The following is a 12,782-nucleotide window of genomic DNA, read 5'->3' as shown; positions in this document are numbered from 1 at the left end:
CTCTCCATCCATTGATCCCCCTCTGCTCAAAGGCGAACAAATGCCCCGGTTTCTGCGAGAAAGGTCGCAATCAGCGCCGTGCTGTCCAGTACCTGTAACTGCCGCGTTATGCAGTCGGAGGAAAGGCGAAACGGTGGCACGGTGTCGGTGATCGCGACGTGTTCGAAAATCGGCGGGTCGAACAGTTGACCGCCCGCCGTAAACAAACCATGGGTGGCGGCCGCGAACAGGCGTCCGACGCCCGCCTTCAGGCAGGCTTGACCGGCACGTTTGAGGGTTTCCCCCGTGCTGATCAGGTCGTCGAAAACAATGGCTGTCTTGTCGCGGACATCGCCGACCAGGAGGCTGCCCGTCAGCGTGGTATGGGCACGGTGTTTTTCCATCAAAGCGCTGCCGACAGTACGTCCCAGTTCCTGCTCCAGGGCCTGCCGAAACTGCTCGGCTCGCTTGATGCCCCCCGAGTCCGGGGAAACCGCAACCACTTCGGCGTCGCCGACCACCTTGGCAAAGTGCTCGGCGAACAGTTGCGCGCACTGCAGGTTCCACGCCGGCAGGCGAAACGCGTTGTCGATCGCCGCCGGATTGTGCACTTCCAGGGTGATCAGGCGATCCACGCCACTGACTTCAAAAAAGTTCGCGACGTAACGCGTCATGATCGGGTCCTGAGGCTGGTTGCGGCGATCCTTGCGCCCGTAGCAGAGGTAGGGTGTCACCACCTGAGTCTGGCGAGCGCCTGCGTCCTTGAGTGCGCTGCAGAAAAACAGCAGACGACACAGCTTGTCGTTGGCGCTCTGTCGGCCATCCCCATACAAGACGTGGAACACCACGACATCGCGGCCGATGACCGGATCCAGCGGGCGGCATTTATGCTCACCGTCTTCGTAGTCACGCTCCTCATGGCGCGCCAATGGGCAGCCAAGCCGCTGCGCAACACGCAGGGCATAGGACTCACTGCCTTGCAGGGCAAAAAGAAGCGGGGGCAGGCTGAGCATGCGGAACTCCTTGGAGGCCGTTGGTGGATGGCCTCATCGCCGTGGTACGTGTCGCTGACCTTTGTTCGTTAGCGGGCGGCGCCATGGCGCACCACTTCAAGGCAAAACTCCTGCTCGAAGGGCGGCACGTTACATTCGACGATGTCGGTGGCAGCGACTTGCAGGTGCACGCCGACAATGTCGGCGCGGATCGGTTGCTGGCAGGTATGCCGGTCGACCAACACGGCGGTATGGACCCGACGCGCACCCAGTTGCGCCAGGTACGCGCACGTACGCAGCAGTGAATGGCCTTCGAACAGCACGTCATCGACCACCAGCAGCGTGGTATTGGCCAGGTCCACCCGGTCCAGGGCCGGGTTTTCGGTCAGTTGGGTGAAATGATGCAGCACTTGCAGGTCGTCGGCGTAGCGCTTGACCTTAAGCGGGTAAAGCGGCAGCGCTGGCTGGCCGGTCTGGTGCGCCATGTGCTGGCGCAAGCGTTGAGCCAGCGGTTCACCCCGGCGCTGGATGCCAATCAACGCCGCGTGAGCCGGGGGCAACAGGGCGCTGGCCTGGCGCGCCATCGCCTGCAGCACATCATCGAGCTCATGGCTGTCGTACAGGCGCACCCGCTGACTTGCCAATAGGATCGTCATTGCCTTCTCCTGCCACCGCGCCTTGCGCGTGCGTTTTCGGTCAATGTAGACCGTCGCGCGGCGGTGCGATTGACATAAATCAATGCCAAGGTCGCCGCGACAGAGGATTCTGAGTCATCAACGACGGTGTCTGATCCAGCGCTGAACACCACAGTGACCCGTCGGCAGCGGCGAGCGTGCCATCCCCTTGGAGTCCGATCATGAGCCAGTATCGACGGTTATTGCTGATCATCAACCCGGCCCTGCGCCAATCTCAAGCCATGAATCATGCTGCCATTCTGGCCAAGGCCAGCGGTGCCAGCTTGCACATCGCTGCCTTGATTCCGTCCTGGAAACTGTTGTCGCTGCTCGAAGAAGGCGACCGGGAAATGGCTCGCGAAGGCTATTTGCAAGACCATCGCGATTGGTTGAAGCATCAGGCGAGCCACCTGCGCGACAGGGGCATCGAGGTGACGTCAGAGGTCACCTGGGCCGACGACATTCAGCAAGACATCCTCGATCGCGTCGCCGACATCCAGCCCGACCTGCTGATCAAGCAAGTACAGCACGAGTCGGCGCTGCACCGTGCGTTTTTCACCCCGTTGGACTGGCGATTGCTGCGCCACTGCGAGACACCGGTCTATCTGCTGGCCGAAGGTGATCTTGGCTTGCCGCGCAAGGTTGTGGCGGCGGTGGATGCATCCGATACCCTGGCACCGGACAGTGAGCTCAATGAGCGGATCATCCGACAGGCGTCCAGCTTTGCCCTGCAGTGCGAAGCTGAGTTGCACGTGCTGTACGCCTGTGACATTTCCTCGCTGTATCTGGGCGATATGGGCGGCGCAGGCCTGGCACTTTCGGGTCTCGACAGGCAGTTGCGCAAAGCGCATGAAAAATCGTTCCTCACGCTCGCCGAGCGCTATGGCGTGCCCGCTGAACGGCGGCATTTCATTGAGGGACACCCGGTCGCGGTGCTGAATGCGTTCGCCGATGAGCAGCATATGGATGTGATTGTGATGGGCAGAGTCCAGTCGCACGGTCTGGACAAGCTTCTGGGCAGCACCACCGAACATATCCTGTATCAGGCGCCGTGCAGCGTGTTGGCTGTCTAAGGCGGCCGGGCCGCCGGGTGATGAAACGACAGGCGTCATCGCCTGGGGAGGTTTCCATGATTCAGAGTCCCTCAATGCAAACCACCTTGACGAACCGCGTCGAGGCCGGTCGCGGCTTGGTCGAACCCTTGCTCAAATACGCCAACAGGCCTGAGGTCATCATTCTCGCCTTGCCCCGTGGCGGTGTACCGGTGGCTTATGAAGTCGCCATGGCCCTGAACGTGCGCCTGGACCTGATGCTGGTGCGCAAGCTTGGCGTCCCCTCGAACCCGGAGTTCGCCATGGGGGCCATCGCCAGCGGCGGTGTACAAATCCTCAATGACGATGCCCTGCGGGCGCACCCGGTCGATCGAGCCAGTTTCGAGGCCGTGGTCGCCCGGGAAACCCAGGAGTTGTCGCGACGTGAGAAGGCGTATCGAGGAGCCCGCCCACCCTTGTACCTCAAGGACCAGGTCGTGATCCTGATCGACGACGGTCTGGCGACGGGCTCGTCAATGATGGCGGCGGTTCAGGCGGTGCGTGCGCAAGCGCCATCACGCATCGTCATCGCCGTGCCGGTGGCACCCCATGAAACGCTCGAAGCCATGCGCAGCGAAGTGGACGAGGTGATCTGCTCGCTCGTACCCGAGTGGCTGGTCTCGATCGGCTACTGGTATATGAGTTTTCCCCAGACCTCGGATGAAGAGGTGATCAATCTCCTGCAGCGAGCCTGGCAGCGAGAATCCTCAACCGGCTCCGCTGCACCGGAGCGCCATGATTGAAACTGCCTGCAAGCCTTCAACCTCGACGCAGGCCTGCACACGTGCGTATACGCCAAACGGATATCCCTGCACCGTGACCCAGAGGATTGGTTGAGGTTTATCAATAAAGAGCGCAAACGTGCGGGCGATGATGGTGATCCGCTAACACCAGGGGTAACAGCCATGAACGTATCCAGCATGCAACCTGCGAGTAGCCGGTCACTTCATGCTCTGGCGCTTTGCCTGGCCACGCTCATGGGCTGTTCGGGTACAAGCGAAGAGACGGTCCAGCAAACGTCGCCCCTGTCGGGGATCGCCATGGCGGACAACGTTTGTTCGCTGTGTCATGGGCTGACGGGGGAGTCTGCCTCGCCCCGGTTTCCCAAGTTGGCGGGCCAGCAAAACGAGTATTTGCAGTTGCAACTGAGCGACTTCAAAAACCATGGACGTAGCGCGGAAACAGACAGTCGGTACATGGGCGGATTGTCCCATTTGACCAAGACTCAGATTGCCGAACTGGCCGACTATTTTGCGAGTCAGCGAGCCATGCAGGCGGACAGCGGGACGCCAGACGCGCGAGGTGCAGTGATCTTTCACCAGGGCTTGCCTGAGAGGGGCGTCCCACCGTGCAGCGCTTGCCACGGGAAGGATGGCGGGGGCAATGGGGTGATTCCACGGGTGGCGGGCCAGCATGCCAGCTATATGAGCCATCAGATCATGGTGCTTCAGCAGACCGGACAGCGGCCCAACGGTGCGCCGATGTTGCCGGTGGATCATGCACTTACCCCGGCAGATGCCGAATCGGTCGCCCGTTATATGGCGGCGCTGGGTGCAAAGCAATGATCGTGCGCGGGGGATCACGGAGTAGCCGAAGGCGTCTCACGGCACTAGCACGATCGCGCCGTTGAACTGACCGCTGCGCAACAGCGCCAGTGCCTGATTGGCATCGTCGAGGGAAAACCGAGTGGTGTCGCAATGCACGGGCGTGTGCTGCAGTTCTTTAAAAAACGCGGTGCCATCGTCGCGGGTCAGGTTGGCCACCGATCGCACGCTACGCTCGCCCCATAGCAACCGATAAGGAAAGGCCGGGATGTCACTCATGTGAATGCCGGCGCAAATCACGCAGCCCCCCTTGACAGTGGCGGCCAACGCCAGTGGCACCAGCGCCCCCACCGGCGCGAAAATCAGGCTGGCATCGAGCAGGTGCGGAGGTGTCTGGTCCGACGAACCGGACCATGTCGCCCCCAGGGATCGGGCATACGCCTGTCCTTCGGTGTCCTCCGGTCGAGTGAAAGCGTACACCTCTTGACCTCGTCCCAGTGCGACTTGAATGGCCAGATGCGCTGCGGCTCCAAAACCATATAACCCCAGATGGTGGGCGCTTTGTGCCATTTGCAAGGCGCGAAAACCGATCAGCCCGGCACACAGCAACGGTGCAGCTTCAGTGATGGAAAGGGCCTGCGGAACAGGGAAACAGAAGCGTTGGTCGGCCACGGTATATTCGGCGTAACCACCGTCCAGATGACATCCGGTGAACAGGGCCTGATCGCAGAGGTTTTCCCGTCCGCTCTGACAGTATGCGCACTGCCCACATGTCCAGCCGAGCCAGGGAACACCCACCCGCTGGCCGATGCGCTCTGCGGCTGCATGGGGGCCGACCGCTACGACCTCACCGACGATTTCATGCCCCGGCACCCGGGGCAGCACCGCTTGAGGCAATTCACCGTCTACCAGATGTAAATCGGTGCGGCAGACACCGCAGGCCAGGACTTTGATCAACAGTTGATAGGCCCCGGGTGTCGGAATGGGCCGCTCTTCGCGTCGCAGCGGCTGACCGGGCGAGTGTAGAACCATGGCGCGCACAGGATGACCGGGATCAACAGGCAGGAGGGCGATGGCAGCCGGCAATCAACTGTTTGAGACCCTCCAGATCGAGGATCTTGACGTCACGGCCGGAAATTTCCACGAGTGCTTGGTCCCGCAGATGGGCGATGCCCCGGCAAATAGTCTCCAGGCGCAGCCCCAAGTAGGAGCCGATTTCCTCGCGGCGCATTTTCAACACGAAGTCCGTCGATGAATATCCACGGGTTTTCAAACGTTGCGACAGGTTCAGCAGAAAGGCTGCCAGGCGCTCGTCCGAGTTCATGTTGCCCAGCATCATCAACATGTCGTGATCGCGGACGATTTCCCGGCTGAGGATTTTGTTGAAGCTGTGCTGCAGGGACGGCAGCTCATGGGCGAGTTTTTCCAGGTGAGCAAAGTGGATGGGGCAGACTTCGCTGTCTTCAAGCGCAACTGCATTGCAGGCATGCAAGTCCGTGCTGATAGCGTCCAGACCCAGCATTTCGCCGGGGATCTGGAACCCCGTGACTTGCTCGCGTCCATCGATCGACAGCACGCTAGTCTTGAACGAACCGATGCGTACCGCATACAGCGATCGCAGCTCATCGCCGGCGCGGTAAAGTGCCGCGCCCTTTTTGACCTTCAAGCGTTGCACGATCAACGTGTCCAGACGCTCGATTTCCGGGCTGGTCATGCCGATGGGCAGGCACAGCTCCATCACACTGCAACTCGAGCACGCAGCCTTCAGGACATGTACTTGCAAAGCGCGAATGTCTGGCATGAGAAGTGACGTCAATAGGGATGACTCACTAAGGATAGGCGGCGTGGCGTCTGACACGCACCGGATTCCCGGGAATAGGGATGTAATAGACGAACGGGACATTCATTACCATCGTTTACCCCAATGTCGGCCGGCGCACTTGATGTAAATCAAGTCTTCAGCTTCCCGGACTCTCAGACTCAAGCCAACCTGCAACCTGGTCCTTTGGCGGAGAAATTCATGAGCGATTTCCTGAATGCTGAGCAGCTGGAGGGCCTGGATGCTTATTGGCGGGCATCCAATTATCTGGCCGTCGGACAGATTTACCTGAGAGGCAACCCGCTGCTCAAACAACCGCTGACCTTGGCGCACATCAAACCCCGCCTGCTGGGCCATTGGGGGACGACACCCGGTCTGAACCTGATCTATACCCATCTCAATCGTTTGATCAACCAGTACGACCTGAACATGCTGTTCATCGCCGGCCCCGGCCACGGTGGACCGGCGGTGGTTGCCCAGACTTACCTCGAGGGCACCTACACCGAGTTCTGCCCCTCTGTGGAGTGTAATGAAAACGGCCTGCTTCGCCTGTTTCGCCAGTTCTCCTGGCCCTACGGCATCTCCAGCCATGTCTCGGCGCAGATACCGGGATCAATCCATGAAGGCGGCGAACTGGGCTATAGCCTGGCTCACGCCTACGGTGCCGCGTTTGACAATCCGGATCTGATTGTCGCCTGCGTAATCGGTGACGGCGAGGCTGAAACCGGGACGCTGGCAGCCAGTTGGCACTCCAACAAGTTTCTCAATCCGGCGCGGGATGGGGCGGTATTGCCCATCCTGCACCTCAATGGCTACAAAATCGCCAATCCCACCGTGCTGTCCAGAATCAGTGAGGATGAGCTGTCGGCCCTGTTGTATGGTTACGGCTACGATCCGTACTTCGTGGAAGGCGATGACCCCACGCAGGTGCATCAGGCGCTGGCGCAGACCCTGGACACGATGGTTCTGAAAATTCGTGACATTCAGCTTGAGGCGCGTCGGCCTGGCCAATCCACGCCGCTGCAACGGCCACTGTGGCCCATGCTGGTCTTGCGTACACCCAAAGGCTGGACCGGTCCGAAATTCGTCGATGGCCATCGCGTCGAAGGTACGTGCCGCGCGCATCAAGTACCCCTGACCGATTTCCAGCAGCCGCTGCATGTGCGCCAATTGGAGGAGTGGCTCAACAGCTACCGCCCGGATGAGCTGTTTGATGAAAACGGTGCGTTGTTGCCCGAGATTACGGCACTGGCACCGACCGGACACCGTCGAATGAGCGCCAACCCCCACGCCAATGGCGGTGTGTTGCTGCGCCCCCTGGATGTGCCGCGATTCAGCGATTATGCCGTGAAGTTTGCAACACCTGGCAGCCTGCGCGCGGAGGCTACACGGGTGATGGGCAGGTTTTTGCGCGATGTGATGAAAAACAACCTGACTGCCGGCAATTTTCGCTTGTTCGGCCCGGATGAAACCGCCTCGAACCGCCTCGATGCGGTCTATGAGGTCAGCGCCAAGGCGTGGATGGAGCCGCTGGAGCCAGACGATCTCAATCTGGCCACCGATGGTCGCGTCATGGAGATTCTCAGTGAGCAGGTCTGCGAGGGCTGGCTCGAGGGTTATCTACTGACCGGACGCCATGGGTTCTTGTCCTGTTATGAAGCCTTTATCCATATCGTCGATTCGATGGTCAACCAGCATGCCAAATGGCTGAAGACAGCCGCCGACGTGCCATGGCGTCAACCCATTGCTTCACTTAATTATTTGCTGACATCCCACGTCTGGCGTCAGGACCATAACGGCTTTTCCCACCAGGATCCGGGGTTCCTCGATCTGGTGGCCAATAAAAAACCGGACGTCGTGCGGATCTACTTGCCCCCCGATGCCAATTGCCTGTTGTCGGTGACGGACCACTGCCTCAGAAGCCGCGATTACATCAACGTCATCGTCGCCGGCAAACAGCTGGAATGGCAGTGGCTGGATATCGATGCAGCCACTCGGCATTGCCAGAAGGGTATCGGTCGGTGGGACTGGGCGTGCCGCAATGATGAGGATCCCGACGTGGTGATGGCCTGCGCCGGTGATGTGCCGACCCTGGAAACGCTAGCCGCCGTTACCTTGTTGCGAGAGTACGTGGCGGATTTGCGGGTGAGGGTAGTCAATGTCGTGGACCTGATGGTGCTGCAGCCGTCGTACCAGCATCCCCATGGCATACCGGACAGCGAATTCGATGATCTATTTACGCTGGACAAACCGGTGATTTTTGCTTTCCACGGTTACCCTGCACTGATTCACCGCCTGCTGTACAAACGCACCAATCATGAGAATTTCCATGTGCGAGGCTTCAAGGAAGAGGGGGCGACGACCACCCCCTTCGACATGGCCGTGATCAACAACCTGGACCGTTATCAGTTGGCGCTGGACGTCATTGAACGCGTGCCTCGTCTGCAGGAGCAGATTGCGCTCGCCAAGGCGCGATATTGGTCGACGATGGAGCGGCACAAGCTTTATCTCATCGAGCATGGGCAGGACATGCCCGAGGTCTTGAACTGGCAGTGGACGCAAGTGGAATGTTGACCGTCGTCAGTGACGGCGCTGCGTAGTGAAGTCGAGGGTGTCTACACACGACGTCAGGGCCGGGTCACGATTGACCGTGGCGGCTTTGAACGGCAGGATCGGTGGAAATTCCTCAGGCGTGAGCGTTTCTTTCTCCAGTAGCAGAAGTGCACCGGCGTCCAGATCTGCCCGACGACTTTCGAGCAAGGCCGTTGCCCGATGGTAGCCTTCGTCGAGCAGGGCACGAATCTCCAGGTCGACCTCCCTGGCCGTTTGTTCCGAATAATCTTTATCCATGGCACTCGGCATACGCTCGCCAAGGAAGCTCGAGCTTTGCCGCTCCAGCACCGATTGGCCGAGTGTGGCACTCATGCCAAACCGGGTTATCAGCTGTCGGGCGATATCAGTGGCCCGCGCCAGGTCATCAGCCGCCCCAGTGGAGATCTGGCCAAACACGAGGTGTTCGGCGGCGCGTCCTGCCATGAGCACGACAATCCGGTCCTTGAGCATTTGGCAACTGATGAGGAAGCGGTCTTCGGTCGGTCGCTGCAGCGTATACCCCAGTGAACCTATCGCGCGCGGGACGATTGAGACTTTATGGACCGGGTCCATGGCCGGCAGGCTGCTTGCCGCCAGTGCGTGTCCCATCTCATGAAACGCCACCACCCGGCGTTCATTGGGGCGCAGCACGCTGCTTTTGCGCTCAACCCCGGCGACGATGCGTTCTACGGCAGCCGTGAAGTCGTCCAGGCTGACTGCATCAGCACCGCGACGTGTCGCCACGATGGCAGCTTCATTGACCAGGTTGGCCAAATCGGCGCCGGTGAAACCCGTGGTGATGTCGGCAATGCGCTCGTTGTCGAGGTCGGGCGAGACCGTTATTTTTTGCAGATGGACCTTGAGTATTGCCTGGCGACCTTTTCGGTCCGGGCGGTCGATCAGCACCTGGCGGTCGATTCGGCCAGCCCGCAGCAATGCGGGGTCCAGAATCTCCGGCCGATTGGTCGCGGCCAGTAATACAACGCCCTCACGTGGGTCGAATCCGTCCAGTTCGGACAGGAGCTGATTGAGCGTTTGTTCTTTTTCGTCATTGCCGCCAAAGGCGCCGACGCCGCGCATCTTTCCCAGGGCATCGAGTTCATCGATGAAGATGATGCAGGGCGCGGCCTGACGTGCCTGTTCGAACAAATCGTGGACTCGAGCGGCCCCCACTCCGACGAACATTTCGACAAACTCAGATCCCGAGATCGAAAAAAAAGGTACGCCGGCTTCACCGGCAATCGCTTTGGCCACCAGGGTTTTGCCGGTTCCGGGCGGACCCACCAGCAGTGTGCCTTTAGGGATGTGCGCTCCCAGGCGCGCATATTTTGTCTTGTCCTTGAGGAACGAGACGATTTCCACCAACTCAGCCTTGGCTTCATCGATGCCCGCCACATCGGCAAACGTAATGCCGGTATCGCGCTGGACGAAAACCTTGGCCCTGGACTTACCGATGCTCATCAGTCCACCGATGCCTTGTTTTTCCGCCAGACCGCGAAACAGGAAGTGCCAGATCACCATGATCAAAACGAAAGGCAGCAGCCATCCGAGTATTCCGCTCAGACGCGTATTTTCCTGCACCCCGGTAAACCCGACTCCCGAATGGGCGAGGTCCGCCGCGAGTGCCGGATCTACCCGGACGGTTGAGAATTGGGTATGCCCATCAATGGGGACCTGCAGCTTGCCGCTGATCTTTTCCTGTTCCACTCGCAAATCGCTGATTTTCTGCTCGCTCAGCAGTTGCAAAAACTCGCTGTATGGGATGGGCTGAACGACATGGCGTTCGACCAAAAGAAACTGCAACAAACCGATCACGATGAAGGCGATCGCGAAGTAAGACAGGTTCCATTGTTGATTTTTCTTCATGGCCTTGGCTCGTGGAAAAGGCAATGTGGAAGGGCACCCATTGTCAAAAAGCCCGGAGGAAACTGAATTTCTCCGGGCCCTTGGTTCAGGCGATCAGCAAATGATCTTCCACCTTGTTCACGCCTGGTACCGACCAGGCGGCCCGCTCCACGATTTGACGCTCACGCCACAGATGCACCTTACCTTCGAGTTTGACCACATTGCCTTCAACCTTGATATGAATCCCCTTGGCATCAACTTCGGCATTGCGCTTGAGCGCTTCTTCGATGCGTTTCTGGATATCGCCCACGTCAACCCGGGGACGAAGCGTGAGTCGGTTGTCCACGCCGACCACACCGGACAGTTTGCGTACGGCTCGTTCTACGATTTCCTTCTGGTACTGCCAGTCCACCTGACCTTCCAGGCTGACCCAGCCGTTTTCCACAATGACTTTGACGGCGCCCACGGGCAGATCGGAACTCCAGTCGATAATGTTCAGCGCACGATTGGCGATGGTGTCGTCCGCCGTGCCGGCCCCCTTGTCCAGCCTTACCTGAATTTCTTCGGCCAGTGCACGCACGCCTTTGACCGCCTTGACTGCACGTTCGGCGCTGACTTTCTGAGCGTAATTGTTAACGTGGCCGGACAGGGTGACCACACCATTGTCTACGGCAACGCCAATGTTGGCGGCATCGATGTCGGGCTGGAATTCGAGCTCTTCGAGAATGGTTTTGCGCAGGCTCAAGTCGTTCATGACGATGTCCTCGGTAGAAGGGCGGTATTTGCCCATCCCACTTTTCTACGCCTGAGCAACATCGGCGCATTGAGTTAAATCAAGAAGGCGCCAGTGCTCGTTTCCGCTGATCGCCAGCTGCTGTTTGATTGATAAAAATCAGAGAGGTCAGGCAATGCCCACCGATACTTGAATCGTCAATTGCAGTGTTTCAGGCGCAAGAGCCGAGGATAAAAAAATGAGCAGATACTTCACCGTTGCAGTCTTGAACATAGTCCTGGCGACGACGGCCGGGTGCAGTCATCGGCAGGCTCAGGAAATCGACGCTCGCCTGGAGTCCGCAGAAAGCAATGCTGCGTGGGCTCGAGTCAGGGCTGATGAGGCCTATCTGAAGGCACAACTCGCAACGGAAATGGCCGTTCGAGCACAACGCACGGCCGACGAAGCCAATGTACGCGCCAGCCGGATGAAGTAAGACGTTTCGCAGGTTTTACGTCCATGCGCCTCTGCAAATCTTGTCCTCGCCCATCGTATATCCTGCGCCGACACATCTGCCCGGACAGGGTTTAACGGTAACTGTTTTCGAGTATCGCGCCAGTGTCTGATTCATCGGTATCGAACAGCCTCGATACCGACGCTGCTGACAATAAAAAGCCCCCGGCCGGTTTCCCCGTCGGGGGCAAGCTGCCTGGGGTTCAATCGGCTTTGATCGGCACGACCTTATCCGCTTTCATGGCTTCAGGCTTTTTCGGCAGCGAGAGGCTCAGCACGCCTTTGCTGAAGCTCGCCTCGATCTTATCGGCATCGACGCCTTTGGGAAGGTTGAAAACCCGCTCGAAGGAACCATAGTGACGCTCGCTAAGGTAGTAGCCTTTGCGTTTTTCTTCCTTGTCTTCTTTCTTTTCCCCTTTGATGATCAGGCTGCCATTGGACAGTTTGACCTCAATGTTTTTCTGATCCATGCCGGGCAGTTCGGCAGTGATTTCGAAACTCTTGTCTTTTTCGGTGATGTCCACGGCAGGCAGGCTGTGACCGATGAGTTCTCGCCGCCAGAGCGGATCGATATCAAACAAGCCACGGCCTAAGGGTGACAGGCTTGAACGGTGATTGAAGTCTTCGAACAGGTGATCGACCTGTTGCCGGAGTTTTTCCAGAGGGCGCCAAAGATCAGTGACCACTGAATGCTCACTGGTTTTATCGTCCTGAGTCACGGGCATTTTTTTCACGGAATTGCTCATTTTTACACTCCTCTTGGATAAAGGTGGCTGCCGACAACCCATCCGTCGGTCCACCCTGAAAGAACAGAGCGAAGGCCCAGGGGCTGCACCTTGTTATCGATTGGTCGTGGGACTCTGCGCCTGACGCGAGGTCTGCAGGCATCGAATCTGATGATTCTGCGACTGTCTCTAATTTCTCCTGAACGTCCCGAGCCTGTTTGATTTAGATCAGAAAGAGGGCACACACCTGTTTATCCGAAAGTCGTCTTCCCTTGTGTTGAGCTTCAATGAGTGAG

The 12,782-nt window shown here is 58.8% G+C and carries 12 protein-coding genes; 5 read left to right on the top strand and 7 right to left on the bottom strand.

Features of this window, described 5'->3' with window-relative positions; all coding sequences use genetic code 11:
* Nucleotides 1–26: 26 nt before the first annotated feature.
* Entirely contained in the window at nucleotides 27–992 is a 966-nt protein-coding gene (locus tag BVK86_RS07310; protein WP_075945794.1) for a ribose-phosphate diphosphokinase, read from the bottom strand.
* 68 nt (nucleotides 993–1,060) lie between these two features.
* Nucleotides 1,061–1,627, bottom strand: a complete 567-nt coding sequence (locus BVK86_RS07305; RefSeq protein WP_075945793.1) for a phosphoribosyltransferase family protein — start codon at nucleotides 1,625–1,627, stop codon at nucleotides 1,061–1,063.
* 200 nt (nucleotides 1,628–1,827) lie between these two features.
* On the opposite strand from BVK86_RS07305, the gene BVK86_RS07300 reads away from it, so the two are divergent.
* The 3 genes from BVK86_RS07300 (at nucleotide 1,828) to BVK86_RS07290 (ending at nucleotide 4,301) form a co-directional block, all read left to right on the top strand.
* Entirely contained in the window at nucleotides 1,828–2,718 is an 891-nt protein-coding gene (locus BVK86_RS07300) for a universal stress protein (RefSeq protein ID WP_075945792.1), read from the top strand.
* Nucleotides 2,719–2,774: 56 nt separating this feature from the next.
* On the top strand, nucleotides 2,775–3,479 hold the full coding sequence (locus tag BVK86_RS07295; protein ID WP_075945791.1) for a phosphoribosyltransferase: 705 nt from the start codon (nucleotides 2,775–2,777) through the stop codon (nucleotides 3,477–3,479).
* A gap of 162 nt (nucleotides 3,480–3,641) precedes the next feature.
* Nucleotides 3,642–4,301 carry a c-type cytochrome gene (locus BVK86_RS07290; RefSeq protein WP_083659306.1) on the top strand — a complete coding sequence of 220 codons (660 nt, stop codon included), beginning with the start codon at nucleotides 3,642–3,644 and terminating at the stop codon, nucleotides 4,299–4,301.
* Nucleotides 4,302–4,337: 36 nt separating this feature from the next.
* Here the strand turns inward: BVK86_RS07290 and BVK86_RS07285 are convergent, their stop codons facing one another.
* The gene (locus tag BVK86_RS07285; RefSeq protein WP_075946102.1) at nucleotides 4,338–5,321 is read right to left on the bottom strand and encodes a zinc-dependent alcohol dehydrogenase family protein; all 984 of its coding nucleotides are present in this window, start codon (nucleotides 5,319–5,321) and stop codon (nucleotides 4,338–4,340) included.
* Nucleotides 5,322–5,334: 13 nt separating this feature from the next.
* Nucleotides 5,335–6,081: a helix-turn-helix domain-containing protein gene (locus tag BVK86_RS07280; RefSeq protein WP_075945789.1), complete on the bottom strand. Its 747-nt coding sequence runs from the start codon at nucleotides 6,079–6,081 to the stop codon at nucleotides 5,335–5,337.
* A gap of 219 nt (nucleotides 6,082–6,300) precedes the next feature.
* Between BVK86_RS07280 and BVK86_RS07275 the strand changes: the two genes are divergently transcribed.
* The gene (locus BVK86_RS07275; protein ID WP_075946101.1) at nucleotides 6,301–8,673 is read left to right on the top strand and encodes a phosphoketolase family protein; all 2,373 of its coding nucleotides are present in this window, start codon (nucleotides 6,301–6,303) and stop codon (nucleotides 8,671–8,673) included.
* A gap of 6 nt (nucleotides 8,674–8,679) precedes the next feature.
* Here BVK86_RS07275 and ftsH read toward each other — a convergent pair whose 3' ends face one another.
* Both ftsH and BVK86_RS07265 read right to left on the bottom strand, forming a co-directional pair.
* Entirely contained in the window at nucleotides 8,680–10,557 is a 1,878-nt protein-coding gene (gene ftsH / locus BVK86_RS07270) for an ATP-dependent zinc metalloprotease FtsH (protein WP_083659305.1), read from the bottom strand.
* 85 nt (nucleotides 10,558–10,642) lie between these two features.
* Nucleotides 10,643–11,290 carry a BON domain-containing protein gene (locus tag BVK86_RS07265; RefSeq protein ID WP_075946100.1) on the bottom strand — a complete coding sequence of 216 codons (648 nt, stop codon included), beginning with the start codon at nucleotides 11,288–11,290 and terminating at the stop codon, nucleotides 10,643–10,645.
* Between the two features lie 217 nt (nucleotides 11,291–11,507).
* Between BVK86_RS07265 and BVK86_RS07260 the strand changes: the two genes are divergently transcribed.
* Nucleotides 11,508–11,744: an Lpp/OprI family alanine-zipper lipoprotein gene (locus tag BVK86_RS07260; RefSeq protein ID WP_075945788.1), complete on the top strand. Its 237-nt coding sequence runs from the start codon at nucleotides 11,508–11,510 to the stop codon at nucleotides 11,742–11,744.
* 220 nt (nucleotides 11,745–11,964) lie between these two features.
* Here the strand turns inward: BVK86_RS07260 and BVK86_RS07255 are convergent, their stop codons facing one another.
* The gene (locus tag BVK86_RS07255; RefSeq protein ID WP_075945787.1) at nucleotides 11,965–12,507 is read right to left on the bottom strand and encodes an Hsp20/alpha crystallin family protein; all 543 of its coding nucleotides are present in this window, start codon (nucleotides 12,505–12,507) and stop codon (nucleotides 11,965–11,967) included.
* Nucleotides 12,508–12,782: the final 275 nt, after the last annotated feature.

Origin of the sequence: Pseudomonas reinekei, assembly GCF_001945365.1 — a bacterium.
Classification (GTDB): domain Bacteria; phylum Pseudomonadota; class Gammaproteobacteria; order Pseudomonadales; family Pseudomonadaceae; genus Aquipseudomonas; species Aquipseudomonas reinekei.
The sequence above is the reverse complement of the archived record's forward strand: the minus strand, read 5'-3'. Positions and strand labels throughout refer to the sequence as shown.

Excerpts from the sequence above, each read along its gene's own strand:
- BVK86_RS07260 (WP_075945788.1), top strand. The coding sequence starts at position 11,508 with ATGAGCAGATACTTCACCGTTGCAGTCTTGAACATAGTCCTGGCGACG.
- BVK86_RS07275 (WP_075946101.1), top strand. The coding sequence starts at position 6,301 with ATGAGCGATTTCCTGAATGCTGAGCAGCTGGAGGGCCTGGATGCTTAT.
- BVK86_RS07295 (WP_075945791.1), top strand. The coding sequence starts at position 2,775 with ATGATTCAGAGTCCCTCAATGCAAACCACCTTGACGAACCGCGTCGAG.
- BVK86_RS07310 (WP_075945794.1), bottom strand. The coding sequence starts at position 992 with ATGCTCAGCCTGCCCCCGCTTCTTTTTGCCCTGCAAGGCAGTGAGTCC.
- ftsH (WP_083659305.1), bottom strand. The coding sequence starts at position 10,557 with ATGAAGAAAAATCAACAATGGAACCTGTCTTACTTCGCGATCGCCTTC.
- BVK86_RS07300 (WP_075945792.1), top strand. The coding sequence starts at position 1,828 with ATGAGCCAGTATCGACGGTTATTGCTGATCATCAACCCGGCCCTGCGC.
- BVK86_RS07305 (WP_075945793.1), bottom strand. The coding sequence starts at position 1,627 with ATGACGATCCTATTGGCAAGTCAGCGGGTGCGCCTGTACGACAGCCAT.
- BVK86_RS07280 (WP_075945789.1), bottom strand. The coding sequence starts at position 6,081 with ATGCCAGACATTCGCGCTTTGCAAGTACATGTCCTGAAGGCTGCGTGC.
- BVK86_RS07255 (WP_075945787.1), bottom strand. The coding sequence starts at position 12,507 with ATGAGCAATTCCGTGAAAAAAATGCCCGTGACTCAGGACGATAAAACC.
- BVK86_RS07265 (WP_075946100.1), bottom strand. The coding sequence starts at position 11,290 with ATGAACGACTTGAGCCTGCGCAAAACCATTCTCGAAGAGCTCGAATTC.
- BVK86_RS07290 (WP_083659306.1), top strand. The coding sequence starts at position 3,642 with ATGAACGTATCCAGCATGCAACCTGCGAGTAGCCGGTCACTTCATGCT.